The organism is Methylophaga nitratireducenticrescens, from assembly GCF_000260985.4.
GTDB classification, from domain to species: Bacteria; Pseudomonadota; Gammaproteobacteria; order Nitrosococcales; family Methylophagaceae; genus Methylophaga; species Methylophaga nitratireducenticrescens.
Genome location: NC_017857.3, coordinates 2024742 through 2051071, shown reverse-complemented (window position 1 = coordinate 2051071; position 26330 = coordinate 2024742). Strand labels below are relative to the sequence as shown.

Here is a 26330-nt window from a genome sequence, read left to right as displayed (position 1 = left end):
AATCTCTGTGTCTCTGTGGTTAATCATTCAAACTAATTCATACGACGATATTTAATCCGTTCCGGCTGATGATCCTTGCCGAAGCGTTTACGGTAATCTTCGGCGTAATCGCTGTAATTACCTTCAAAGAACACCACACTGGAATCACCTTCGTAGGCAATCATATGGGTACATACCCGATCTAAAAACCAGCGATCATGCGAAATGACTACAGCTGAGCCCGGGAAGGCCAATATGGCTTCTTCCAATGCCCGCAAAGTTTCAACGTCCAGGTCATTGGTCGGTTCGTCGAGTAATAAAACGTTGCCGCCTTCTTTAAGCAGTTTCGCCATATGCAGACGATTACGCTCACCGCCGGAGAGATCCTTCACAAACTTCTGCTGATCTGAACCTTTAAAGTTAAATCGGCCGCAATAAGCACGAGAAAGGGTTTGATAATTTCCGACGGTAATAATATCTGCACCATCGGCTATTTCTTCAAATACGGTTTTTTTGCCATCCAGTTCACGTGCCTGGTTTACATAAGCCAGTTGCACTGTGCTGCCAATTTCGATTTCACCGGAATCAGGTTTTTCTTCACCAGTAATCATGCGGAACAAGGTAGATTTACCCGCGCCATTAGGACCGATAATGCCGACAATTGCACCCGGTGGAATCGTCAGACTGAGATCTTCAAACAACAGTTTGTCGCCATAGGATTTAGTGACGTTATGCAGTTCAATGACCTTATCGCCCAGACGCGGGCCAGGTGGAATATAGATTTCCTGGGTTTCATTACGCTTTTGAAATTCTTTTGAATTCATTTCTTCAAACTGTTTCAAACGCGCCTTGGATTTTGCCTGACGGCCTTTGGCTCCCTGACGAACCCACTCTAATTCAGCCTGAATGGCTTTATTATGTGAGGCTTCCTGTTTGGATTCCTGGGCCAGACGTTGATCTTTCTGTTCCAGCCAGGAAGAGTAATTGCCTTCATAAGGAATACCACGACCACGATCCAGTTCCAGAATCCAGCCAGCCGCGTTATCAAGGAAATAACGATCATGGGTAATGGCAACAACAGTACCAGGATATTCCTGCAGAAAGCGTTCAATCCACGCAATCGATTCAGCATCGAGATGGTTAGTCGGCTCATCAAGCAATAACATGTCCGGGTGATCGAGTAATAAACGGCATAACGCAACACGACGACGCTCACCACCGGATAACACAGCGACTTTGGCATCCCAGGGTGGCAGGCGTAACGCATCCGCTGCACGTTCCAGGGCATTGTCCAGATTATGACCATCTTTGGCGGTGATCAGGTTTTCCAGCTCGCCCTGTTTTTTGGCTAACGCATCAAAGTCTGCATCCGGTTCGGCGTAAGCTGCATAAATCGCATCCAATTCATCCAAAGCGGCTTTAACATCAGATACTGATTCTTCAACGATTTCCCGAACGGTTTTGTTGTCATCCAGCTCAGGTTCCTGAGGCAGATACCCGACCTTCATATTCGGCATTGGTCTGGCTTCGCCAATATAATCTTTATCTTCACCAGCCATAATGCGAAGCAGGGTAGACTTACCAGAGCCATTTAAACCCAATACACCAATTTTGGCACCAGGGAAAAAGGACAGGGAAATATCTTTTAAAATTTCGCGTTTGGGCGGCACGATTTTGCCAACGCGGTTCATGCTATATACGTATTGAGCCATTTTAAAATCCAATAAAACAGGAGTTCAGTAGAAGCGGTGATTCTACCTGAAAATAGGTTTGGATTGGCAGGCTGAGATGAAAAAGCAGTCATCACCTAAAATCAGCTTGCCGGTTTGGGGAGCAAGATACACCTGATCAACAGCTTCGTAACCACTACCATTTTGCAGCTGTTTCATCTGCTATAGTTGCCAGCATTAATATAATTATGCAGGTTTACTGATTCTGAGCAGACTATAGATTTCCCAGAAAGTAGGCTGTTTGATAATGTGGATTGTCATATTGATGATCCATCAATTCGTTAGAGCCAAAAAGGAGCACAGATATGGAATGGGTATTACTAGGGATTGTCGGCTTACTGATTTTATATGTGATTATTGAATACAATAAATTGGTCCGGCATCGCAATATCTTTCAAAATGCATTCAAACAGATAGACGTTACACTTAAGCAACGTCACGACATGATTCCGCAGCTGGTCAGCACCGTTAAAGGCTATGCCAAACATGAACAGGAAACGCTTAATGGGGTAATTGAAGCTCGCAATCAAGCAGAAAAAATGCGTGATCAAACTGACTCGGGCGATGCAAAGTCAATGCTGGCGCTTGGACAGGCTGAAGGCGTGTTAGGAAAAGCAATGGGTGGTATCTTTGCGTTATCAGAAGCCTATCCGGATCTGAAAGCAGATGGTGCTTTCCGTGATTTGATGGAACAGCTGACCAGTATTGAAAACAAAGTGGCAGCCTCGCGCCGCGGCTACAATAATACGGTGCTTGAATATAACAATGTTCTGGAAACCTTTCCGACCAATATTCTAGCCAATATGTTCAGCTTTACTCGTGCCTCAGAACTTGAGTTTGATGACCGTGAAGCGATTCAAGACGCCCCCAAGGTTGAGTTTTAACGATGGCTGCAATGAGCAGCTATCAACTTGGTGCAAATGCCCGTAAACAAAGTCGGCTGATGATGACTTTGTTTGTTTTTTCTGTGGCGTTGATTGCCGCTGTAATTGCCGCGCTGGCATCGGTCAGAATGACCGGCGACAGCATTAATCAGACCGAACAGATAATGGTTAACTGGCAATTATTTGCGCTGGTTGCTGCCGGCGTTGCAACGGTAATTGTTCTGACCTCTGTGTGGAAAATTATCACCATGGGCGGTGAAGGAGCAAAGGTTGCAGTTGCTTTGGGAGCTACCAATATTGACGAGATAACTGGTGATCCCATGGTTACACGTTATCAAAACATCGTTGAGGAAGTGGCGCTGGGCGCCAGCATTCAGACACCGCAGATTTTTATCATTGAAAACGAACCCGGAATTAATGCCTTCGCGGCGGGTAGTTCACCTGACAATGCGGCTATTGCCGTGACACGTGGCGCGTTGACATTATTAGATCGCGATGAATTGACGGCGGTAGTCGCTCATGAATTTGCGCATATCCGAAACCTCGATATGCGGCTCAATCTTCGTGTAATTGGTTTAATCCACGGCTTGATGGCGCTTTACGTTGTCGGGCGGATTCTGATGCATTCTGGTGGAGGCAGCAGAAAAAGCGGTGCTCAGGTATTGCTAATCGGTATTGCTCTGATTCTGTTGGGATTACTGGGGGCTTTTATGGGCAAAATCATGCAGGCGGCTATCTCTCGTCAACGTGAATATCTTGCTGATGCAGATGCCACACGCTATACCGGAGATCCGGTCGCGTTAGCGGGTGCGTTAAAAAAAATAGGTACACTCAGTCAACAAGGTGCTAACAAAGCCAACCATGATGAACTGGAAGAGGCCAGACATATGATGTTTGCCGAGCTTTCAAATAAAATGTCTGGAATGCTGTCAACGCATCCCCCTTTGGTAAAACGAATTCAGGCATTGGAACCCGGGTTTGATCCGGAGATTAACGGCTGGCCGGAGATAGAACAGATTGCTCAATAATAATCCTCTCTCACTCCAAACCATTCGTATTTGAAATGAGAGAGAATCGGCCATAAACTATTTATAGCGTCTGCGTAATAAATCGTTTACCAGACAGAAAAAGACATACAAGCAGACCAGTGGTGCTAATCCATAGATTAGCCCGGCCTGCAATTGAGGCAGGTAGGGTAATGAAAGCGCCATTGCAATGGTAAACCAGACATAGGCGACGTATAACACCAGGAATAAGAAACCTTCAAATCGATTTAATGTGCTTCCCAAAAAGAATAATGGCAAACATAAAATCGCTACACCTAACATCACCGGTATATCTATTTGCATTAGCTGTTCGCTGGCCACTAATGGGATAGGTGAAAATAAACCCGACAAACCTAAGACGGCCAGAATATTAAAGATATTGCTGCCAACCACATTCCCAATCGCGATATCCCGTTCACCTTTGATGGTCGCAACGACAGAAGTCATGACCTCTGGTAGTGATGTACCCGCAGCGATAATAGTCAAGCCAATAACGGCTTCACTGACACCAAATGACGAAGCAATCGTCACTGCACTCTGAACCAACCAGCGCGCGCCCAGAACCAGTAAAGCAAGCCCGATTACGATCAGCAATATATTTTGCCAGGTCGGTGCCGGATTCTTTTCTACCTCAACTGTTGCATCAATCCCAGTTTTTTTGCCCTGATAAAACAGAAACACCGTGTACAAAATGACGCCTGTTAACAAAAAGGCTGCTTCAAGTTTGCCAATGGTGCCATCCTGAATCATCCACAAAGCGACAAAACTGATGCCAATCATTATCGGTACGTCCTGACGGATCAATTGTTGTGAAACCATCAACGGCATGATTAAGGCTGCGAGACCGAGAATAAACAAAATATTAAAAATATTACTGCCCACTACATTGGCTATTGCCAGTTCAGCCTGCCCGGAAAAAGCCGCTTTGACACTGACGGCCATTTCGGGGGCACTGGTGCCGAACGCAACCACCGTTAAACCAACTACTAAAGCCGGGATCCCGAAACTGGTCGCTAAACGTGAGGCGCCTTTTACCAGTAATTCGGCACCAACGATCAGCAGAATTAATCCTGCACCCAACATCAACCACGTCATCTTTTTTCCTTTAAATGCCTTATGGTGAGTTACCTCACCATAAAGTCATAATTATTAATAAGTTACAAGCCAATTCTCGATTTATCTACATAATGGCGTCCAGTTTCTTTTGCATTTCTTCAGCAGAAGGACGTAGCTGTGACAGACCTTTACGCATGCGATGTTGCCCCATCCAGAACACAATAGGTGCTGCGATAAACACCGATGAACTGGTGCCAATCACAATGCCAAATAGCATTGGCAAAGCAAAGCTGGCGACAGCACTGCCACCGGCAACAGCCATAGGGATCAATGCCAGAAAAGTGGTCACTGACGTAAATACCGTACGAGTTAATGTAGAAGTGATACTTTCATTTAGCAACTCTAACATCGGTTTGTCAGGGGTTAACCGTAAATTTTCCCGCACCCTGTCAAACACCACCACTTTGTCATTCACCGAATAACCAATTAATGCTAATAATGCCGCCACCGCGGTCAGATTAAATTCCACCCCGGCTAGTACAAAAAAGCCAATGGTTTTAGTTAAATCCAGACCAATGGTTAATGTGGCCGCTAAAGCAAAGTGATATTCAAAGCGGATCCACAAATAAGCCAGCATGCCAAAACCAGCAAAAACGATAGCAAGAATGGTTGCATCGCGAAAATCATCACTTACCTTTGGTCCAACCAGTTCAACCCGTGGGAAACTGGCTTCAGCAGATATGTCTGTCACCGCAGATTTGATTTCTTCGACCGTTTTGCCGCTGGCTACCTGCTCAGCACCTTCCATTGGTAAACGCACCAGATAATAGTCATCGTCACCAAACTCTTGGATAGCAGCTTGCGAAAAACCTTTGTCTTGTAAAGCCTGACGAAGCTGTTCCACATCTGTATTTGGCGCCGCTACCTCCATCACCGTACCACCGCTAAAGTCGATACCATAATGCAGGCCCGGCTGGAAGAATAAGCCGATGGATGCCAATGACAAAATAGCAGAAGCGGTAATCCCAACAAACCGACCTCGCATAAAATCGATCTTGCTATTGCTGAGCCGATCCAGACTTTTAATACCGGAAATTTCCAGTAAAGCCTGTTTAGGCATTTTTGTGACCCGCCACTCCATCAATAACCGAGTAAATGAAATGGAGGTAAACATGGAAGTAATCAGACCAATGGCCATTGCCACAGCAAAACCTCTGACCGGACCACTACCAAACATAAACAACAAACTGATCGCAATCAATGAGGTGATATTGGAGTCCAGGATCGTACTGTAAGCACGTCTGAAACCGGCATCCAGAGCAATAAGTGCACGTTTGCCACGACGGGTTTCTTCACGGATCCGCTCATTAATCAGGATATTGGCATCTACCGCCATACCTATACTCAGAATAATTCCGGCAATCCCAGGCAGTGTCAGTGTCGCACCTAATACACCCAGCACACCGAAAATCAAACCGATATTGAGCGTCAGACTTAAACTGGCAATCAAACCCCAACTGCCATAAATACCCAGCATAAATATCAGCACCAGTATGGCGCCAATTACACCTGTGGTAATACCCATCGAAATGGAATCACTGCCTAAATCCGGTCCCACCGTACGTTCTTCTATAACATTTAGCGGAGCAGGTAATGCACCGGCACGTAACAGCAAGGCAAGTTCATTGGCTTCAGCCACAGTAAAAGAACCGCTGATTTCTCCCCGGCCACCGGTAATTACACTGCGGATAACCGGAGCGGTAATAACTTTATCATCCAACACAATTGCCAAAGAGCGACCAATATTGTTCTTGGTCATTTCACCAAACAACCGGGCACCTTCTTTATCCAGCTCAAAACTGACCACTGGCTGGCCATTTTCCTGACTGAATACCAGATTGGCATCCTTAATATGCTGACCTTCAAGCGATACCCTTTCTTCCAGAGTATAGACTTCACCTTCTGTCATACCTTGCGCTTTAATAACAGATGATGACTCTGCATTTGCCGCCCAATGAAAGGTCATTTTGGCAGTGGTTCCCAGCAGGCTACGGATATAACTTGGATCATCCACACCTGGTAATTGCACCAGAATGCCATCACTACCTTGTTTGGTAATAGTCGGGTCGACCAGACCACTCTCGTTCAGACGCTGACGAACCACTTTTAAACTATGCTCAACGGCATCTTTAGTGAGTTTTTCACTATGTAGTTTGGTCGGAGTGATGCTAAGTTTATTCGACTCATCATCAAGCGAAAACAAAGCCAAACCGCCTTTGGGATCTTTAACAAAGGTCCGGACAAGTTGTTTGATCTCCGCTAAACGAGCAGGATCTTTCGGTGTGATGACCAGATGGCTTTTCGATACAGAAATAGGCTGAATAAAGATCCGTTTTTTACGTAAAGCATCCGTGATCTGTTCAGCTAATTGCTGATGATCATTTAGCCGTAAATCATCGATATCCACCTGCAACAGCAAATGGGAACCACCACTAAGATCCAATCCTAATTTAAAGGTATTGTCGGTAAACCAGGAAGGTAAATGTTGTGTCGTCGACGTTGGCAACACATTAGGCAATGCACTAAGCAGGCCCACAATAATAATCAGACTGAATACAATAGCCCGTGAATAGAAGGAACGCATACATAATCCTCGAAGATAGCTTCGTTTTTAAACAAAAAGAGGTTTAACAGTGGGATTAGTAGTGGTTTGGTGGTGCGCGATTGAGTGGTAAATGATATTTGGCATTGCTGGGGATCAGAAACGTTAGATAACCTAAGGTATCAGTCTGCAGCAGTATCGCGACAGGAAGAGACAATAAGCTGGAAAACACTAACCAATGGTGCTCACCATCACCGTCTGATAATGTGTTTGACGTTGCCAGATTTTCAATATCGAGCAGTGAGCGGAAGTTATCACGATGATTGGCTAATGTAAGCTGACTATATTCAGCAACAAAGCCTGAATGGTCCGAAAAACATGATTGACGAAAATCGACCCAACTGGAGAAGGCTAGACTATTGAGTACTAAAAACAACACACACAGCTGCCATAACTTGGCACGATACTGTTCAAAAGGTTCTGTGTATGGGGCGGTCATGAATTTGTTCGTAGTGAAGTGCACAAATTGTGAGCTTCACCAATTTAACAGTCAACTATTTTATAAAGAAGGTGTTTTATGGGGTTATTAATGGATGGTCAGTGGGTTGATCGCTGGTATGAAACTGATTCCAATCAAGGTAAATTTATTCGCAGTAAATCACAATTTCGCAATTGGGTGACTCCTGATGGCCAACCTGGACCCTCAGGAGGGGGTGGTTTTAAGGCAGAAGCGGGCCGCTATCATTTATACGTTTCTCTGGCTTGCCCATGGGCACATCGCGCTCTGATCTTCCGTAAGCTGAAAGGTCTGGACGAGATGATTTCATTATCCGTGGTGAATCCATTAATGCTGGAACACGGTTGGACTTTTGATGCTGCTGAAGGAGTAATTCAAGATCCGCTACATCAGGCCAAGTTTTTACACCAGGTTTATACCACAGCCGATCCAGAATATAGTGGCCGAGTCACCGTTCCGGTGCTATGGGACAAACAGCAAAATGTTATGGTCAGTAATGAATCGGCTGAAATTATTCGCATGTTTAACAATGCGTTTGATTCGATTGGTGCCAAACCCGGTGATTATTATCCTCAGGCGTTAAGACAGGAAATTGATGCCATTAATGATGATGTTTACGACAACATTAATAATGGCGTTTATAAAGCCGGATTTGCCACCACACAACCGGCCTATGAAGAGGCGGTTTATCCATTATTTGACGCACTTGATAAAGTTGAACAACGTCTGAGCAAAAATCGCTATTTAGTCGGTAATGATCTTACCGAAGCAGATTGGCGATTGTTTACCACATTGATTCGTTTTGATGCCGTATATCACGGCCATTTCAAATGCAACCTGAAACAGATTGAAGATTATCCAAACCTTTCTGAATATGTTCGCGAACTGTATCAATGGCAGGGCGTTGCAGAAACGGTAAACATGCAGCACATTAAAGCCCATTATTACTGCAGTCATAAAACCATTAATCCGACTGGCGTAGTTCCAGCCGGGCCGATATTAAATCTTGATAGACCACATAAAAGAAACTAATCAATATGTGGTGGCAAGATAAAACATGAAATTAGGGCTTATTGATCTTTCATCTCCACCACTGCTGGCGGCTATTTTTGTGTCCGACAAGGCGGAAAGCACGCAGTGTAGCCACCCTACATAAGTGATTGACAAATGAGTCTGGAACGCATTTGAACAGCTTAGCTGGCCGCGTAGCGGTGAAATACAGGGATGTCTTTCATACAACGCAGGCGGCCGCAAAAATAGTCCCAGCTCTGCGGGTTGTGACTGAAAAAGCGCCACTCTGTGTGGCCTACAGGGATGTAGGTCAGGAGCGTGAGCAGGATGCGGAAGCTTTCTCGTCACTTATTTAGAATAACTACAAAAACGTCAGGACAAGCAATGTTCCAGACATTGCTTTTGCATACACTCCATCCATGGAGATAAACGTTTTTGAGCGCAAGCCCCAATGGGGTGAGATACATGGATGTATCTCACAAAAGGCGCTCCTCGTGCCTTGATTGATGCTTTTTCAGCTCGTAACAGAGATGGATAATTGATGCTGTTTACATCCAGACAAGTTGCAAACCAAAAAGACTAACGAATCAAACAAAATTCAATTCCGTAAGGTTTCGTTAAGTATTGGCGTCGTAGCATTAGCCTCATTTGAGTAATGGGGCAATTTTGTGGAAAAACATACTGGATGCAAACGGCTGCTTTATGCTTTTGGTTATTCCATGCAGGGGCTTTTCGCTGCACTGCGTTATGAAATCGCTTTTCGACAAGCCTTTCTGCTGTTATTAACTGCAGGCATTGGCAGTTTCTTTTTCGATGTATCACCCGTTGAACGACTGGCCATGATCACGGTTTTATTGCTTGTGGTGATGGTTGAAGTACTGAACTCAGCGATTGAGTGCGTTGTTGATCGTATTAGCCCCGAACCTCATCTGCTATCGGGACGAGCCAAGGACTATGGTTCTCTGGCGGTGCTTATTGCCATCATTATCGCCCTGGCCACCTGGCTAACCGTCTTGTGGCCATTGATTGGGCGGGGCTGATGATGAGCAAATTACAGTCTTTTTTGGGCCCTTATCTGATATTTATCAAGCTGCTCCTCAGCGGCTTGGTCATTCTGAGTTTATCGCGTCTTGGCTTAGTAGTATGGCAGTGGGATAGGGTGGTTGCGGCAACATCATTTCCCACTGTTTTCTGGCAAGGACTTCGTGCAGATTTGATTATGATAGGTATGCTGATCGCGCCATTAGCGCTAGGCATGCCATTACTGGCTAATCGATTGGGATGGAAGATTTGGCAAAATCTGGTGCTGATTTGGGGCGTACTGGTTATTGTCCTTATCAGCTTTATGGAAGCATCAACCCCAGCATTTATCAGTCAGTATGATCTGCGTCCCAACCGCTTATTTGTAGAATACCTGCGTTATCCGAAAGAAGTCTTTGCCACACTCTGGCAAGGATTTCGCTGGCCGTTATTGATTGGACTGACACTCACCATTATCTCCGGCGGCGTGGCAGTGAAACTATTGCAACGCTGGCTGAACACTCATCAGAAACCCTGGCCATTATGGAAAGTTTGGCTTACCTGGCCATTGTTGATCCTGATACTTGCTTTAATGATTCGATCGTCTATTGGTCATCGACCTGCCAATCCGTCCAGCTTTGCTCTGACACCGGATGCCATGGTGAATAGTCTTATGCTGAACTCAGCCTGGTCAGTGTATTTTGCGATTTACAATATGCAGCACGAAGCAAATGCTGCTGAAGTTTATGGCACGATGACTGATGAAGCTATCCTGGCTGAACTACATGAAAATTATCCATGGATTGATGAAGATACTCAGCGTAAATTTCCCACCTTGAATGTCCGGCAGGCAACTATTCAGCGCGATAAACCACTCAATCTGGTGATTATCTTGCAAGAAAGTCTCGGTGCAACATTTGTTAAATCCCTTGGTGGTGAATATGCGGTTACTCCACAACTGGAACGCCTGAAACAAAAGGGTTGGTGGTTTGAACAGCTGTATGCCACCGGCACACGTTCGGTTAGAGGTATTGAGGCGGTAATCAGTGGCTATTTGCCAACTCCTGCTCGAAGTGTGGTTAAGCTTTCTTTGTCTCAACAAAACTTTTTTACCATTGCCGATTTACTCAAACAGCGAGGTTACTTCACCGAATTTATCTATGGAGGTGAATCACATTTTGACAATATGGCGAGTTTTTTTATTGGCAATGGCTTTGAATCGGTGATTGATCAACATGATTATGACGATCCGGTTTTTACCGGCAGCTGGGGCGTATCCGATGAGGATTTACTGAATAAAACTCATCAACAATTGCAACAAAAAAATGCTCAGGGGCAACCTTATTTCAGTCTGGTATTCACTTCCAGTAATCATTCACCCTATGAATTCCCGGATGGTCGTATTGAATTGGATAACCCTGTAAAACAAAGTAATACCAATGCAGTGAAATATGCCGATTATGCATTGGGTCAGTTTTTTGATAAAGCCATGCAAAGTGATTACTGGGAAGACACATTGTTTCTGGTGATTGCCGATCATGATTTGAATGTGTTTGGTGACGCTTTAGTGCCTATCGAACGGTTTCAGATCCCCGGATTAATATTAGGCGCCGATATCCAGCCACGGAAAATAACCACTGTCGCTAGTCAGATCGATATGCCACCGACCTTATTGTCTTTAATGGGGATCAGCGCAGAAACACCGATGATTGGACGTGATTTAAGCCTCAATAGTGAACAGAAGTCCACTGGTCGGGCATTGATGCAATTTGCTGATTATTTTGCATTAATGCACGGTGAAAAAGTAACGGTGCTCAGGCCACAAAACACTGCCCTTGAAGGACATTACTCACCGAAGTCCCGTCAACTGGAAATTGTAGGGCCTGCATCTGCAGAAGATGAACGCAAAGCGCTGGCGCATGTTTTATTGCCATCCTGGTTATATCGGGAACAACGCTATGATATGCCGCTGGGTCGAACTGACTTAATGCCTTAATTACAGGATGTAAATGTATAGGCCTGAAAACTTTCCGTCAGATAGTTTTCAGCTTTTTATTGTATCTTTTTGTTTGCTGTCCAGGATGAGGCACTCAGAATGTGTCAGCAAGGGAGAAGCTATTCAATTCGCAATGCCAAGATATGACTGTTAGATTTATTCTTTCTTCCAACGCAGCGCCACAAATTTTGCTCGTTCTAAATTTTGACAGTACGTCAATGACCCGGCCACCTTGTGCACCCCAGCTCGACGTAGCTTTACTATCATCCTAGTGCGCAAACCTACTAAAATTAGTCCGATACCCTTACTTTTCATTTCCGTAATTAATGATTGAAGCGCCACAATGGCCGTGCCATCAAGACTAGGTACATCGTGCATATCGACAATGACCGTTTTAACTTTTGGATCGACTAGGTGCAATGCTGTAAGTGCTTTTTCTGCAACCCCAAAGAATAACGGACCATTGATGTCATAAACTGCCACCTCCGCAGGAAGTCCGTGGATCGTAGGATGATTGTCAATTTCAATCTGATCTGTTTGAGTCAGTAGTGCCATTCGCCTGATGAACAATGCAGCGGCCAGTCCTATACCAACAGCTACCGCCAGGACCATATCAAAAAGTACGGTGAGGCCAAAACATATAACGAGGATGCTCACGTCCCCAGGAGGAGCAGAACGAAGGGTATTCAGGAAATGTCTTGCCTCGCTCATATTCCAGGCAATGATGAAGAGAAGCGCGGCGAGAGCTGCCATCGGCACTAAACCAAGTAACCCCGCGAGTGCTATAACAGCGAGCAGGACAACGAACGCATGAATAACTGCAGAAATTGGCGAACGGGCGCCACTACGTATGTTGGTTGCTGTTCGTGCAATAGCAGCGGTTGCCGTGATACCACCGAAAAGTGGCGCAACTATATTGCCCAACCCCTGGCCAATTAACTCAGCATTGGGATCGTGTTTGCTTTTCGTCAAACCGTCAGCCACAACTGCGCATAACAATGACTCGATAGCACCCAGTATGGCAATTGCAAAAGCCGGACCGAGAAGTGCGCGGATCAAATCAAAACTTATTTTCAAAGGTTCGCCATCGGGTCCCGGCAAGAGCCATGGCGCCATAAACGTTGGTGGAAGAGGTGGAATCCCACTCCCTGTTTCTCCGTTTATTTCCCAGGTAAAGCGTGATGCTATCGTCTCCACGACAGCCCCGGCCTCTTGTCCAGCCAGCCATTGGTTAACGACATAAGCTGTAAGTGCTCCGACAACTAAACCGATAAGAGGTGCAGGAATTGGTATGTGAAGACGCGGCCATAAGAGCATGACAATCAATGTGAATGCTCCAACGCTTAGTTCTATGGGGTTGAGAGTAGGCAACGAGGTGACAATAACTGACACATTATCGACAAAGTGTTCACCAAGCTTCCCCGTTTCCAGTCCAAGAAAATCAGGGATCTGTAACACAGCAATGACAACAGCAATACCAGCCGTAAAGCCAAGCACTACCGGGTAGGGAATAAATTGAATCAGTCGGCCCATACGGGTGATGCCAAGCATTACCAAGATAACGCCGGCCATCATCGATGCTATAAGCAAACCGCCAAGTCCATACTGCTGAACAATCGGGAAAAGGATAACGACAAACGCTGCTGTCGGGCCTGAGACATTGAAACGAGCACCGCCGGTCAGCGCGATGATAGCTCCAGCTACAATCGCTGTGTAGAGACCATGTTGAGGCGGGACGCCGGTTGCAATCGCCAAAGCCATCGACAGTGGCACAGCCACGGTACCAATGGTGAGGCCAGCCATCACATCCTTGCGTAAATCTGTTGGACCATAACCATCCCGCCACGCGGCGCGAAGGCCTGTGGAGATGCTGGGTAGGTTAACTGCAAATCTATGGCGCGACATACGATAGCCCTCGCTGAAATGCCCCCGCGCCAGAGAAAAGTCAAATGAAGCACATGGCTTAGACGGCGGTCACGATATGTTAATTAGATTAACATATAATTACAATGATAATAAGCAACCATCAGACATGATATCTCATGAGGAATTTATGCTTTAGATTGCGATAATAAAAATCTAACATTAACATTAGATGTTAATGTCATGGGAGAATACTTTATGGAAAAGAAAACCGCTCGACTCACACTGCTCATAGATCCACAAAAAAAACGGACCTTTGAGAAACTTTGTGCTTTACAGGATTTGACTCCTTCGCAAGTGGTTCGGCAACTGATACGTGATTATTTACATAAGCATGGGGAGGATTATCAAACTGAATTGACCAAAGATGGAAAAATACTTCAAGCTGATTCAGAGCCCTTACACAAATAGTTATAATCCCATACTCAATCAACCATAAAATCTGGTGAAGCTTGGAGTAGGAGGTTGGCTTTGATCATAAGAAACCAACCAGATATTCCGTATAGCCTGTATTTTTCCATCCAGTTTGATTTAAAAATAGCTTAAGTTTTTCTTAAGTATCCGACTCTATTCTAGGCAACCATAAACATCAGGAGATGATTTATGGTTGCCACCAAATTAAAGACTGCGACACAAACCACAGCAAAACATTGGCAACAACGATTGTTGTTTCCCCATAAATCACTGTCATTAATTGATAAACAGTCAATTGATCACTTGAAGGTACACGCCTTTATCAGTGAGCGTTTTAATGACACTTTCGGAGCTGAAATCCACCATTTCCTGCCGTATTTTCTAGTCAGTCATATGGATGAGGCAATTGATTCGGCTATTGGTTTTCAACCGGTTCAACAGCAACCTTTGTTTCTTGAACAGTATCTTTCTCAATCTGTTGAACACACGCTGAAATTGCATGGTGTCCTCACCAGACGGTCAGACATGGTCGAAATAGGTAATTTGGCAGCCAGTTTTAATAGCGGCAGTCCAATATTATTTATTTTACTGACAGCCGTATTAGCCCAGGCCAACTATAAGTGGGTGGTATTTACGGCAACCCGTCAGGTCAGGCATCTGATTGCCCGACTACAACTCTCAACCATCATCTTAGGTGATGCTGATCCCCAACGTTTGATTGATAAAACCCAACAGTGGGGCAGTTATTACCAGCATCAACCTATGGTATTGGCCGGTCACCTGGCGACGGCTATCGCACATCTGCGCCAACATCAGGTGATTCAATCATTATTGGAAACCTATAAGGATTTTGTGGAAAACACGGCAACGATGATTCGTCAATGAACAGCAAAATTTTACAAGCCTTTGAAAAACTTGCCGTTGAACAGCCTGACAAGATTTGTGTGCTAGATGGCGTTCAGCAACGGACACGTCAACAGCTGATGCAACAGGTTGAAGCGGTTGCTGCTGAATTAATTCAATATCAACATCAGGTTATTGGTTTGCTGGCTGATAACAGCGTGCAATGGTTGATTATGGATCTGGCAGCACAGCGCGCCGGAGTCATTTTATTGCCATTGCCCTTATTTTTTACCCCAGATCAACTTCAACACGCCTTGCAGAGTGCGGGGGCTATTGGGCTGATTCATGACCGCCCGCTAATGATCGATAACAATTTTCTGGGTGAAAGTCACTTTGTAAAAAGTCTGATGATGACCTTTACAGCCTGCCTAAATACCTCAGTCATCGCATTACCGCCTGGCACAGCAAAAATTACCTTCACTTCTGGATCAACTGCTGACCCAAAAGGGGTATGCCTGAGTAACGACAATCAATATCAGGTCTGTCAGAGTTTATTAACCGTTCTGCAAATGCAAAATGTTCGACATCTGGCATTACTTCCATTAAGCACATTACTGGAAAATATTGCAGGACTTTACACACCGTTATTAAGTGGTGGAGAGGTCATATTGCTCAGCATGGAGGAAACTGGTTTTTCCGGTAGCCTGTCAGGTAAGCTTTATCAATTGCTGACCACACTTTCCCATTATCAACCAGAAAGTCTGATTCTGGTTCCGGAACTATTGTCGGCATTATTACTAGCTGCTGAACAGGGATGGAAGCCACCAGAATCCATACGATTTATTGCGGTAGGGGGAAGCCGCGTTGCCAGCGAAATGATTGAACGTGCTCGCAAGTTTGGCCTACCTGTGTATGAGGGATATGGCTTGTCTGAATGTAGTTCAGTGGTCAGTCTCAATACGCCAACACATGATAAGCCTGGAACAGCTGGCAAGGTATTGCCACATGTCGTCATCCAGATTGAAGAGGGTGAAATCGTGGTTAACGGTAATGCCTTTCTGGGGTATATCGGTACGGCTATGCCCCAGCTAAATACGGTATCTACCGGCGATATGGGCTATCTGGATCAGGATGGGTTTTTAGTCATTCACGGTCGCAAAAAACAGTTACTGATTTCCAGTTATGGCCGAAATATCAATCCTGAGTGGGTCGAAAGTGAGGCTCTGGCTCACCCTGAAATCATGCAATGTGTCTTGTTTGGTGATGCTAAACCCTATTGCACTGCATTGATTCATACCCGCTTGAGCGATGCCGAACTTGAAAACTGGCTATTACAGGTTAATAAAAAGCTTCCAGCCTACGCACAAATTACCCAATGGCAGCGTCTCGAACAGCCGTTAACAGCAAAAGCTGGACTACTCACAGCCAATGGTCGACCCAGACGCGATCGAATTTTTAATTATTTTCAAAATGAATTGGAATCCATCTATCAGGAGCCACAGTATGGGATTTTTTGACACACTCTGCCAGCAGACAGATGTTGAACGACAACATTTATTTACAGCCCCGATTATCGATCAGGCAATGCGTGGAGACGTGACGCTGGAGCTTTATATCGGATTTTTAACGCAGGCCTATCACCACGTAAAACATACCGTTCCATTACTGATGGCAGTGGGCTCACAATTGCCTGAACACTATGAGTGGTTACGGGAAGCCGTTGCGGAATATATCGAGGAAGAGCTCGGACATCAGGAGTGGATTCTGAATGATATAGCCGCCTGCGGTCATGATAAAGAATTGGTGCGAAACAGTCGTCCAAATTCTGCTACCGAGCTGATGGTGGCCTATGCATACGATACGGTTTTCCGCGTCAACCCACTGGGATTTTTTGGCATGGTTCATGTACTTGAGGGCACCAGTATTGCTACCGCAGATAATGCGGCGACAGCGATTCAGAACGCTTTATTTTTACCAGACAATGCTTTTAGTTATTTACGTTCGCATGGTGCGCTGGATCAGGAGCATGTGAAGTTTTTCGAAGGCTTGATGAATCGAATTGATGATCCGCTTGCCCAACAACAGATAATTCACAGCAGCAAAATGTTTTATCGGTTGTATGGTGATATTTTCCGGAGTCTCACTTTATGAATACTCCACTGAATTCGCAGGCCGTCACTATCGTCTTGACTGGTGCAACCGGAGGTCTGGGATCAGCACTGGCAAAAGCGTTGTCTGCTCAGGGTGTGTTATTGGTTTTGTGTGGACGAAATCATATTCAGCTGGAACAGCTTAACCACGCTTTGGGTGGTCAGCACCACTGCATTGCCGGCGATTTGACCACCAGTTCAGGAAGACAGGCCGTAGTTGCATATTGCCAACAGTTTTCCCGTGGAATTGATGCCTTAATTAATAATGCGGCCAGCAATCATTTCGGTCCGCTCAAACAGATGAATGAAACCAACATTCAGAAGATGCTCATCACCAACTTAATGGTACCAATCGAATTAACCCGTTTATTACTACCGGTACTGGGAAAAGCAGATAAAGCGCAGATCATCAATATCGGTTCGGCATTCAGCCGATTGGGCTTTCCAGGATTCAGTGTTTACAGCGCCTGCAAATTTGGTCTGCGAGGTTTTACCGAAGCGATGCGTCGTGAATTGGTGGATACCACTATTACGGTTCGTTTGTTTGCACCACGAACCATTAGCACCGCAATGAATGATGACAACGTGACAGCGATGAATAAAGCTCTGGGAAATCAAAGTGATAGTGTTGAAAGTGTCGCCAACCAGTTTATCGAGTTTTTTCAACAAACCCACCTTAGTGAGCAGTTTTTAGGCTGGCCGGAACGCTTTTTCGGTTGCCTGAATTCAATTAATAGTCGATGGATAGATCAAGGTCTCGCCAAAAAACTCCCCGTGATTCAACGTTATTGGACAGGAGCAACAAAATGAAAAAAGCATATATGACTTTTTATAGCTTGGTATTCGGGATTATCAGTTTATCTGCCCAGGCAATATCACCTGGGGCATTGCCTTTACAATCCGGCTGGGAACATGCCAATTATGAATTAACCGACAAACAGCAGATTGAGGCCTTTGAATCCTTAATTAAAAAGGCGGATGCCATCAAAAAACAGTCGCCACAACAACCCGATGTTTTAATCTGGCGAGGGATAATTTATGCCAGCTATGCTGGTATTAAAGGCGGCCTGAGTGCGTTATCCATGGCAAAAACAGCCAAAGCCGATTTGGAAAAAGCGATTGAAATTGATAAACAGGCATTGAATGGTTCGGCCTATACTACGTTGGGGACTTTGTACTACAAAGTACCTGGTTGGCCATTAGGTTTCGGGGATAAGGCGACAGCAGAAAAGTTACTAAAAAATGCCTTGAGATTAAATCCGCAAGGTATTGATAGTAATTACTTTTATGCGTTGTTTTTAATGGATGAAAAACACTATAAACAAGCTGAGTCTTATCTGTTATTTGCTAAAAAAGCGGCTCCCAGAGCAGATAGACCACTGGCAGATAAAGGCCGTTTACTGGAAATCGACAAGGCGTTGGCTGAAGTGAGCACACATATGAATGACCAAATCGATGCAAATACTGCTAATTGAAGACGATCTGTCATTGGCGCAGGGACTTATGCGTTCGCTGCGCCATGACCGTTTTACCGTCAATCATTTAAGCTTGGGCCGTCAGGCAATTAACAGTATTAAAACCGCTGCTCCGGATATCGTGATCCTTGATCTGGGCTTACCGGACATGGATGGTACAGCGGTATTGGCAGAGATCCGTAAGGTGAATGCAAGCTTACCAATATTGGTATTAACGGCTCGAGGCAGCATCAATGATCGGGTTATTGGGCTGGATGCCGGTGCTGATGATTATCTGGCCAAACCATTTGATATCGACGAACTGCTGGCCAGGTTAAGAGTTTTTGAACGTCGTCTGAGCAGCCAGCAACATGCCGCATTGCAGATTGGCCCCGTCAGTCTTGATAACAAAACCATGCAGTTAAAAGTCGATGATGCCCTGGTTGAGTTACCGCGTCGCGAATTTATGTTACTGAAAATCCTGATGGAGAATGTCGGACGGGTGCAGACTCGAGACAGTCTTGAATCCAAGCTTTACAGTTGGGGAGAGGAGGTAGCAAGTAATGCTGTTGAGGTACATGTGCATCATTTACGCAAAAAACTTCCGGAAGGGTTTATCAAAACCATTCGCGGTGTAGGCTATCAAATCAGTAATCAATGAAATCTATCCGACTGTATTTACTGCTGATATTGGTCGCCACGTTGATATTGGTGATGTTTGTGTCCTTGCTGAAAGGCTACCAGTCCAGTATCGAAACCGCACAAGGCTTATTTGATGAACGGTTGGTGAACACCGCTGAGTTAATTGCATCAACACATGTTGCTCAAACCACTGCCGATTCTGCTCAAAGACCCACCAGTGATTATCTGTTTTTTCAAATATGGGATGCCAACGGGCAATTGTTAACGCGATCCGACACAGCGCCCCATATCGCGCTGAGTCGTTTTGAAAAAGGCTTTTATGATGTAAATTTTAAGGGCTTTCGTTGGCATAACTATGTTTATCCCGATCCCCAATTCCAACGGTGGATTATCGTTGGTGAGCGTAGTGATGTTCGCAGCTCTATGGCCGAAGATATTGTTTTAGCAACCATTTTGCCGGCATTTTTTGGCATCGTCATCGCTGCCATTTTAATCTGGTGGCTTATCGGGACGGGGTTAAAACCGTTAAAAAATCTTTCCAGACAACTTGCCAGTAAACAGGCTGATGATTTAAGGCCGATTGAACTGGCTGACTTGCCAAAAGAAATGAACCAATTGGTTAAAATTATTAACCAGTTGTTCTGGCGGTTAGACCAGAGTTTTCAACGCGAGCAACGATTTGCTGCTGATGCGGCACATGAATTACGAACGCCCATCAGTGCCTTACAGATTCATTTACATAATCTGCGACAAACCTATGGCGTCAACACTGAAGACTGGCAACTCATGCAGGCAGCTGTTGATAGAATGGGCCATCTGGTTAACCAAATCCTTATGTTGTATCGAACAGCACCTGAACAAATTGCCGCAAAAGCTGAATCAATTGATCTGTATAAATTGACCAGCGATGTGATTGCCCGTGATTATCAGCAATTTGACAAACGCCAGCAACATATTGAATTGATTGGTGATTCAGTCATTATCCAAGGCCATATGTTTGCATTGGAAACGCTATTACAGAACCTGCTGAACAATGCCAGCAAATATGCGCCAACAAATGGGCATATCGTGATTCATGTCCATCAGACTGAAAAAGGTGTGCGATTAACCGTTGAAGATGATGGACCAGGAATTCCACCGGACCAGTATGAACGTATTTTTGACCGGTTTTATCGGTACCAGAACGAAAACAGTGATCTGCAATTACCAGGGTGTGGTCTGGGACTGGCCATTGTTCGACATATTATCGACATGCATCATGCCGATATTAAACTCACCCAGTCTACCTTTGGGAGTGGCCTCAAGGTCGTGATTGATTTTCCTGTGGCGTTCAATACATGATGAAATATTTTTTTATATGCATGGCTATCCTGCTGATTCCATTGAATAGTTATGCTGCACCACCAGTATTTGAGATCTTGATAAAAGATCATCTGTTTTATCCTGATGAACTGGTTATTCCAGCCAATACCAAGGTTAAATTATTGGTCAAAAATCAAGATGCAACGCCCGAAGAATTTGAAAGCTATGAACTCAACCGCGAAAAAGTGATTCCGGGAAATACCCAGGCGATTATTTTTGTCGGGCCGTTACCACCCGGCATTTATCCATTTTTTGGCGAGTTTTTTCCTAAAACAGCTCAAGGCAAAATTATTGCCAACGGAAGTGGGGAATAACCATGCTACTGAATAGCGTTATTCTGGTGTTACGTGAGGTTCTGGAAGCCGCCATGGTGGTCAGTTTGTTCATGGCCTTCACCACTGTGAGCCAGCAATCTCGAGGCTTTCTGCTCAAAGCCATCCTACTTGGATTGATTGCCGGGGCTACTTACGCGTATTTTTTACCGGAAATTTCAAATTGGCTGGAAGGTATTGGTCAGGAAATCACCAATACCATCATCCACGTCGGTATTTATCTGTTTCTAACCGGCTTTTTATGGCTTATTTCCAGCAATATCGTCTTACCAAATCGATTAGTTAAAGCGGTGATGATGGCAGCGATTATCCTGGCAATCAGCCGGGAAAGTGCCGAAATCATGCTCTATATTTCCGGGTTTAGCAGCGACCATTTTTTAATGCAGTCTGTGTTATCAGGCAGTCTCATTGGTTTAGGCATTGGGGTCAGCTGCGGTATTTTTTTATACCACTTGATGATTGCTCTGAAGCCAGCAGCGGCGACCAGATTTATCTGTGTTCTGGTGGTGATCGTTGGCGGTAGCATGATGTCTCAGGCCACTCAGTTTCTCATCCAGGCGGACTGGTTGGCCTCAACAGAACCGGTTTGGGACAGTTCTCATATTATCAGCGAACACTCGTTACCTGGTCAGTTGCTGTATGCCTTGATGGCGTATGAAGCGACGCCAACATGCAGCCAGATAGTGATCTATCTGACCAGTCTGGCACTGATGATACTGGTCATTGTTGTGGCGCGTTTTTTACAGGCTCAATCGAAATATGATTAATCTTCGTCACACAGCTTTAGTGTTAACCAGCCTTTTACCCATGCTCAGTCATGCCGATGGTAATCCGGTTGATAAAGTCTATGCTCCTTATGTGCAGCCACTGGAACGTGAAATTGAATGGCGAATGACGGACTCCGACGGCCGACGGGTTCAACGATTAGGATTGGGTAAAAGCCTTACCGATCGGTTGTTTATCGAAGGTTATTTGATTGGCGAAGATAATCAAAATAATGATTTTCGCTTGCAGGCTTTTGAAGTTGAAGCACTTTGGCAACTGACCGAACAAGGGGAATACGGCATTGATTGGGGACTGATCACCGAACTCGAACGGCAACGTGATGATGAAAACTGGGAAGTAGCCGCAGGATTAATTGCCCTGAAAGAGTGGGGCAGATGGGTGGCAACCAGTAATCTATGGCTTAAATATGAATGGGGTGAAACCCAGGAAAGTGAATTTGAAACGGCTTTATCATTGCAAACCCGTTATCGACTTTCTCGTTATTTTGAACCGGCCATTGAGTTTTATGGCGGCGAAGATACGCGTGCTCTAGGGCCGGTGTTTCTTGGAGATATCAGCCTTTCACCTGGCAAAAAACTGCATTGGGAAGTGGGCGTGCTGACTGGATTATCCTCCAAAACTGCTGATACCAATTGGCGAGCCTTGCTGGAATATGAATTTTAATGCTATTGCATTTGTGAAATACAGTCTTTATAAGTCTGATTTTTAAAATTATCTATAGCTTGCTGCTTGCCTTCATTGGTTTCCGCTACAGATTGTTGGTAGGCACTGAGCAATAACCCGCGGGTCACATTGCCCATGGCATTCTCCATGGCTTTGTGGATCGGCGTATTCATTTGACGAAATAACATATACGAGCCGGCTTTGCTGGCCCAGTCATCACATACTTTTGTATCAGCGGGTGTTTCAGCGTGAATCGTAAGTGAAAAAAGCCACATTGTGACAATCAATAGCACGATCTTTGTTTTTTTCATGATGCTTCCTGTTTTATATACAGGTTACATTTACGCCTGTGCAGATGAAAATTGTGTCAAGATTGTTTGTTACAACAGAAAAGTGGAGAGCGGATTCGCTCTCCACTATCTTTTTAAAGATCGCTATGCGGACCAAATACTTCGTAATGAATTTGATCTGCCGCCACGTTTAAATCCAGTAGCTGCTGTTTGATAAACCGCATGAATTCAATTGGCCCACAAATATAAAAATGACCATCCGTCAGGGGCAACTCAGATTGCAATCCGTCTAATTTCAGCAGACCTTTTTGTGCCAGTTCATCACCAGAGTCATCCTGTTTATACCAATAATAATAATGTAACTGATCCAATTCATTTGCTTTGCTTTTAAGCTGCTGCGCATAGGTGTGCTGATTTTTATTCTCACAGGCATGTAAAAACCATATGTTTTGTTTTGATTGATTGACAATCAAGGTCTCCAGCATTGCCATCATAGGTGTAATGCCTACACCAGCAGAAATCAAAACGGTCGGCTTATCCATATGAGCTAGATAAAAATCACCGGTGGGCGGCATTAATTCAATACGATCACCGACTTGAACTGTGTCATGTAAATGATTGGACACTAATCCTGCTTGTGGCTTGGATTCACGTTTAACACTGATGCGATAGCTTTCACCATTAAATTTATCGGAAATAGAATATTGTCTGATTTCTGTATTTTCGGCCTGCTCTGGTTTTACTTTAACCGCCAGATATTGGCCCGGTTGGTAGCTAGCAATTTCACCTCCATCCACGGGCACAAAGGTAAAGCTGGTCACCAGTTCTGATTCTGGTGTTTTATCTTTTACTTCGAATAATCTAGGCCCGGTCCAGCCACCGGTTTTATTTTGGTAATCGCTGTAGATATCCTGCTCTCTGCCAATCAACACCTTGGCCAATAACCCATAGGCTTCAACCCAGGCCTCGGCCACTTCATCAGTAAATTCATTAGGTGCCATTTCACGCAGCGTTTCAATTAAATGATGACCGACGATTTGGTATTGGTCTGGCTGAATATCAAAACTGACATGTTTATGAGCTACTCTTTCGACCAATTCGCCTAAAGCACCCAGATCATCAATATGCTTGGCGTACATCGCCACGGCACTGAACAAGGCAAACTGCTGTCTTCCGGTGGCCTGATTAGCAAGGTTAAAAATATCTTTTAATTCAGGGTTGTGACTGAACATGCGTTTGTAAAAATGATCGGTGACTTCAACTCCGGCATTTTCCAGTAACGGCAGGGTGCTTTTGACGATTTCAATGGTTCTGCTATCCAACATAAATAACCTCATAACTATTGCAACGATTGCTATCAACCGATTCCTTAAACGCCTTTCGTAGTAAGCGTGCCAATTAGATAAAGCATGAGAATCAATTAGACAGGACTTTATAAAACTCTATTAAGATCATAATGACACATATAAACAAACATGTCGTTGAGACATTATAGTGAGAGATAGACCTTGATTGAATACTTTAAGTGCCTAAGCTGTATGTTGCTTCAACCTTATTGCTTTCTGACCAACAGCATTAATATCGATAATAACCTAAACACTGAGCTGGATCTTAAAACGGTAACCAATAAATTTCAAAAACGATAATTTCTGCAATCACTCGGGGAGATTGAAACGGGAATGAAGTATCTCACTATTTAACGAAAAAAAACCCGACATCAATGATGCCGGGTTCTTAATTTTACTTAACTGTCTATTTATTAACTATAGACTTTTTCTAGCTGTATTACAGGCTAAATACGCTCAGAACACCACCCAGGTTAGTCCAGCTAGACAGTGCTTTGTAAGCACCAACTGCGCCCAGACCATCTGTGTCATTTTCCAAACTTGGGATAGCCATACCGATACCAGCCCAACCACCTACACCAGACAGGATAGAAATATACTGTTTGTTGTTGTGTTTGTAGGTGTTGACGTTACCGATAATGCCAGATGGCGTTTTGAATCTCCACAGTTCACGGCCTGATTGGGCATCGACTGCTTTGATATAACCTTCCAGCGTACCGTGGAACACAACGTCACCTGCGGTGGCCAAAGCACCTGACCAGACTGAGAAGCGCTCTGGGTTGGACCAGACGATTTTACCTTCACGCGCATCCCAGGCAATGAAGTTACCCATGTGCGTGTCACCTTCTGGTGGGTACATGCTCAGTGTCGCACCAACGTATGGTTGACCGGCTACGTATTCAACTTCGAATGGTTCGTAGTCCATACAAATATGGTTGGTTGGTACATAGAACAGACCCGTACGTGGTGAGAAGGCAGCAGGCTGCATATCTTTGCTACCCTGTGCTGCAGGACAGATACCGGTTGTGTTTACATCTGCACCGTTACGGGCTGTAGAGTATTTCGCTACACGATCCGGTAAACCGGTTTTGATGTTAATTCCTGTCGCCCAGTTAACAGTAGGGTCAAATTTTTCTGCAACCAGCAATTCACCTGTTTCACGATCCATGGTGTACGCAAAACCATTACGGTCAAAATGCACTAACATTTTACGCATTTTGCCTTTAATTTTTTGATCGACCAGGACATTTTCATTGATACCGTCATAGTCCCATTCATCGAAAGGCGTCATTTGGTAAATCCATTTCGCCACACCGGTGTCTAAATCACGACCAAACAGAGACATTGTCCATTTGTTGTCACCCGGACGTTGTACCGGATTCCAGGTAGATGGGTTAGCAGAGCCATAGTAGAACTGGTTCAGATCTGGATCATACGAATACCAACCCCAGGTTGTACCACCACCAATTTTCCACTGGTCACCCTGCCAGGATTTCAGTGAAGAATCCTTGCCAACAGGTTTCAGCATTGCCATGGTTTTGTCTGGATCAACCAGCATTTCGTCATCAGGACCGGTGCTATAGGCTTTATAAACGGTGTTACCGTCAAAATCATAAGCTTGCACATAACCACGAACGCCAAATTCACCGCCTGAAATACCGACGATGATTTTGTCATCAAAAACATGTGCGGCCGCAGTACTGGTCGCACCGACTTTTGGATCGTCACGCTTGTCAGACCAGACCGCTTCACCGGTTTCCATATCCAACGCTACCAGAGTGGTATCAGCCTGGTTCAGGAAGATTTTGCCATCGCCATAAGACAGGCCACGGTTGACGGTGTCACAGCACATGACAGGAACCGTTTCATCGTAGTTTTGTTTTGGCTCATATTTCCATTTGATGGCGCCATCGTTGTTCAGATCAAGCGCATAAACGATGTTAGGGAAAGGAGTATGGACATACATCGTGCCATCAATAACTAAAGCGTTACCTTCGTGACCACGTAATACGCCGGTTGAGAAAGACCAGGCCATGTTCAGATCTTTGACATTGTCTTTGGTGATTTGAGTCAGTTCGCTGTAACGCGTATTTGCATAGTCACCAGCGGGCATAACCCAGTTGTTATCATTTTTTTGCATTTCCAGGAGTTCATCTGCAGCGACCAGACCTGGTACGGCTAACCCCATCATTGCAATTGATAATGTTTTCAGCTTCATAAAGTTTTCCTCTTTATTAGTATGATGCATGTCAAAAAAAGTTTTGTAGCATGCAGTGACTAGGAT

The 26330-nt window shown here is 44.8% G+C and carries 25 protein-coding genes; 16 read left to right on the top strand and 9 right to left on the bottom strand.

Going from position 1 to position 26330, the window contains the following annotated elements; genetic code table 11:
• Positions 1-32: 32 nt before the first annotated feature.
• Positions 33-1691 (bottom strand): energy-dependent translational throttle protein EttA, encoded by a 1659-nt coding sequence (gene ettA, locus Q7A_RS09735; RefSeq protein WP_014707183.1) that lies wholly within the window; start codon positions 1689-1691, stop codon positions 33-35.
• 42 nt (positions 1692-1733) lie between these two features.
• Positions 1734-1868 (bottom strand): hypothetical protein, encoded by a 135-nt coding sequence (locus Q7A_RS15645; RefSeq protein ID WP_014707182.1) that lies wholly within the window; start codon positions 1866-1868, stop codon positions 1734-1736.
• 146 nt (positions 1869-2014) lie between these two features.
• Here Q7A_RS15645 and Q7A_RS09730 point away from each other — a divergent pair, with 146 nt between their 5' ends.
• Together Q7A_RS09730 and Q7A_RS09725 are read left to right on the top strand one after the other, a co-directional pair.
• Positions 2015-2593, top strand: coding sequence for a LemA family protein (locus Q7A_RS09730; RefSeq protein WP_014707181.1), 579 nt, complete (start codon positions 2015-2017; stop codon positions 2591-2593).
• A gap of 2 nt (positions 2594-2595) precedes the next feature.
• On the top strand, positions 2596-3621 hold the full coding sequence (locus tag Q7A_RS09725; RefSeq protein WP_014707180.1) for a M48 family metalloprotease: 1026 nt from the start codon (positions 2596-2598) through the stop codon (positions 3619-3621).
• A 57-nt stretch (positions 3622-3678) separates the two neighbouring features.
• Here the strand turns inward: Q7A_RS09725 and Q7A_RS09720 are convergent, their stop codons facing one another.
• The 3 genes from Q7A_RS09720 to Q7A_RS09710 all read right to left on the bottom strand — a co-directional run bounded on the left by Q7A_RS09720 (position 3679) and on the right by Q7A_RS09710 (position 7796).
• Complete coding sequence (locus Q7A_RS09720; protein ID WP_014707179.1) at positions 3679-4734, bottom strand: calcium/sodium antiporter; 1056 nt, start codon at positions 4732-4734, stop codon at positions 3679-3681.
• An 85-nt stretch (positions 4735-4819) separates the two neighbouring features.
• Positions 4820-7339 carry a protein translocase subunit SecD gene (gene secD / locus Q7A_RS09715; protein ID WP_014707178.1) on the bottom strand — a complete coding sequence of 840 codons (2520 nt, stop codon included), beginning with the start codon at positions 7337-7339 and terminating at the stop codon, positions 4820-4822.
• A gap of 55 nt (positions 7340-7394) precedes the next feature.
• Positions 7395-7796 (bottom strand): hypothetical protein, encoded by a 402-nt coding sequence (locus Q7A_RS09710; protein WP_014707177.1) that lies wholly within the window; start codon positions 7794-7796, stop codon positions 7395-7397.
• Between the two features lie 78 nt (positions 7797-7874).
• On the opposite strand from Q7A_RS09710, the gene Q7A_RS09705 reads away from it, so the two are divergent.
• The 3 genes from Q7A_RS09705 (at position 7875) to Q7A_RS09690 (ending at position 11841) form a co-directional block, all read left to right on the top strand.
• Entirely contained in the window at positions 7875-8846 is a 972-nt protein-coding gene (locus tag Q7A_RS09705; RefSeq protein ID WP_014707176.1) for a glutathione S-transferase family protein, read from the top strand.
• Positions 8847-9493: 647 nt separating this feature from the next.
• On the top strand, positions 9494-9865 hold the full coding sequence (locus Q7A_RS09695) for a diacylglycerol kinase (protein WP_041354517.1): 372 nt from the start codon (positions 9494-9496) through the stop codon (positions 9863-9865).
• Positions 9865-11841, top strand: coding sequence for an LTA synthase family protein (locus tag Q7A_RS09690; RefSeq protein ID WP_238595900.1), 1977 nt, complete (start codon positions 9865-9867; stop codon positions 11839-11841). Before Q7A_RS09695 ends, Q7A_RS09690 begins: the two co-directional genes overlap by 1 nt.
• 156 nt (positions 11842-11997) lie before the next feature.
• On the opposite strand, the gene dauA is transcribed toward Q7A_RS09690, so the two are convergent.
• Positions 11998-13746 carry a C4-dicarboxylic acid transporter DauA gene (gene dauA, locus Q7A_RS09685; RefSeq protein ID WP_014707173.1) on the bottom strand — a complete coding sequence of 583 codons (1749 nt, stop codon included), beginning with the start codon at positions 13744-13746 and terminating at the stop codon, positions 11998-12000.
• 216 nt (positions 13747-13962) lie between these two features.
• On the opposite strand from dauA, the gene Q7A_RS09680 reads away from it, so the two are divergent.
• From Q7A_RS09680 to Q7A_RS09630, 11 genes are all read left to right on the top strand, one after another.
• On the top strand, positions 13963-14175 hold the full coding sequence (locus Q7A_RS09680) for a hypothetical protein (RefSeq protein WP_014707172.1): 213 nt from the start codon (positions 13963-13965) through the stop codon (positions 14173-14175).
• A gap of 192 nt (positions 14176-14367) precedes the next feature.
• Positions 14368-15063, top strand: a complete 696-nt coding sequence (locus Q7A_RS09675; protein ID WP_014707171.1) for a thermostable hemolysin — start codon at positions 14368-14370, stop codon at positions 15061-15063.
• Entirely contained in the window at positions 15060-16538 is a 1479-nt protein-coding gene (locus Q7A_RS09670; protein WP_014707170.1) for an AMP-binding protein, read from the top strand. Before Q7A_RS09675 ends, Q7A_RS09670 begins: the two co-directional genes overlap by 4 nt.
• On the top strand, positions 16525-17172 hold the full coding sequence (locus tag Q7A_RS09665) for a TenA family transcriptional regulator (RefSeq protein WP_014707169.1): 648 nt from the start codon (positions 16525-16527) through the stop codon (positions 17170-17172). Before Q7A_RS09670 ends, Q7A_RS09665 begins: the two co-directional genes overlap by 14 nt.
• Positions 17169-17981 carry an SDR family oxidoreductase gene (locus Q7A_RS09660; RefSeq protein ID WP_014707168.1) on the top strand — a complete coding sequence of 271 codons (813 nt, stop codon included), beginning with the start codon at positions 17169-17171 and terminating at the stop codon, positions 17979-17981. The genes Q7A_RS09665 and Q7A_RS09660 overlap by 4 nt, the downstream gene beginning before the upstream one ends.
• Positions 17978-18646: a tetratricopeptide repeat protein gene (locus Q7A_RS09655; RefSeq protein WP_014707167.1), complete on the top strand. Its 669-nt coding sequence runs from the start codon at positions 17978-17980 to the stop codon at positions 18644-18646. The genes Q7A_RS09660 and Q7A_RS09655 overlap by 4 nt, the downstream gene beginning before the upstream one ends.
• A complete protein-coding gene (locus Q7A_RS09650; protein ID WP_014707166.1) occupies positions 18627-19286 on the top strand; it encodes a response regulator in 660 nt (219 codons plus the stop codon). Before Q7A_RS09655 ends, Q7A_RS09650 begins: the two co-directional genes overlap by 20 nt.
• Positions 19283-20608: an ATP-binding protein gene (locus tag Q7A_RS09645; protein ID WP_014707165.1), complete on the top strand. Its 1326-nt coding sequence runs from the start codon at positions 19283-19285 to the stop codon at positions 20606-20608. Before Q7A_RS09650 ends, Q7A_RS09645 begins: the two co-directional genes overlap by 4 nt.
• Complete coding sequence (locus Q7A_RS09640) at positions 20605-20943, top strand: cupredoxin domain-containing protein (RefSeq protein WP_014707164.1); 339 nt, start codon at positions 20605-20607, stop codon at positions 20941-20943. The genes Q7A_RS09645 and Q7A_RS09640 overlap by 4 nt, the downstream gene beginning before the upstream one ends.
• Positions 20944-20945: 2 nt before the next feature.
• Positions 20946-21728, top strand: coding sequence for an FTR1 family protein (locus Q7A_RS09635; protein ID WP_014707163.1), 783 nt, complete (start codon positions 20946-20948; stop codon positions 21726-21728).
• Positions 21721-22410 (top strand): hypothetical protein, encoded by a 690-nt coding sequence (locus Q7A_RS09630; protein ID WP_014707162.1) that lies wholly within the window; start codon positions 21721-21723, stop codon positions 22408-22410. The genes Q7A_RS09635 and Q7A_RS09630 overlap by 8 nt, the downstream gene beginning before the upstream one ends.
• 2 nt (positions 22411-22412) lie before the next feature.
• Here Q7A_RS09630 and Q7A_RS09625 read toward each other — a convergent pair whose 3' ends face one another.
• The 3 genes from Q7A_RS09625 to Q7A_RS09615 form a co-directional block, all read right to left on the bottom strand.
• On the bottom strand, positions 22413-22721 hold the full coding sequence (locus Q7A_RS09625; RefSeq protein ID WP_014707161.1) for a hypothetical protein: 309 nt from the start codon (positions 22719-22721) through the stop codon (positions 22413-22415).
• A 113-nt stretch (positions 22722-22834) separates the two neighbouring features.
• Positions 22835-24037, bottom strand: a complete 1203-nt coding sequence (gene hmpA / locus Q7A_RS09620; protein WP_269147698.1) for an NO-inducible flavohemoprotein — start codon at positions 24035-24037, stop codon at positions 22835-22837.
• Positions 24038-24485: 448 nt separating this feature from the next.
• Positions 24486-26264, bottom strand: coding sequence for a methanol/ethanol family PQQ-dependent dehydrogenase (locus tag Q7A_RS09615; RefSeq protein ID WP_014707159.1), 1779 nt, complete (start codon positions 26262-26264; stop codon positions 24486-24488).
• Positions 26265-26330 lie beyond the last annotated feature (66 nt).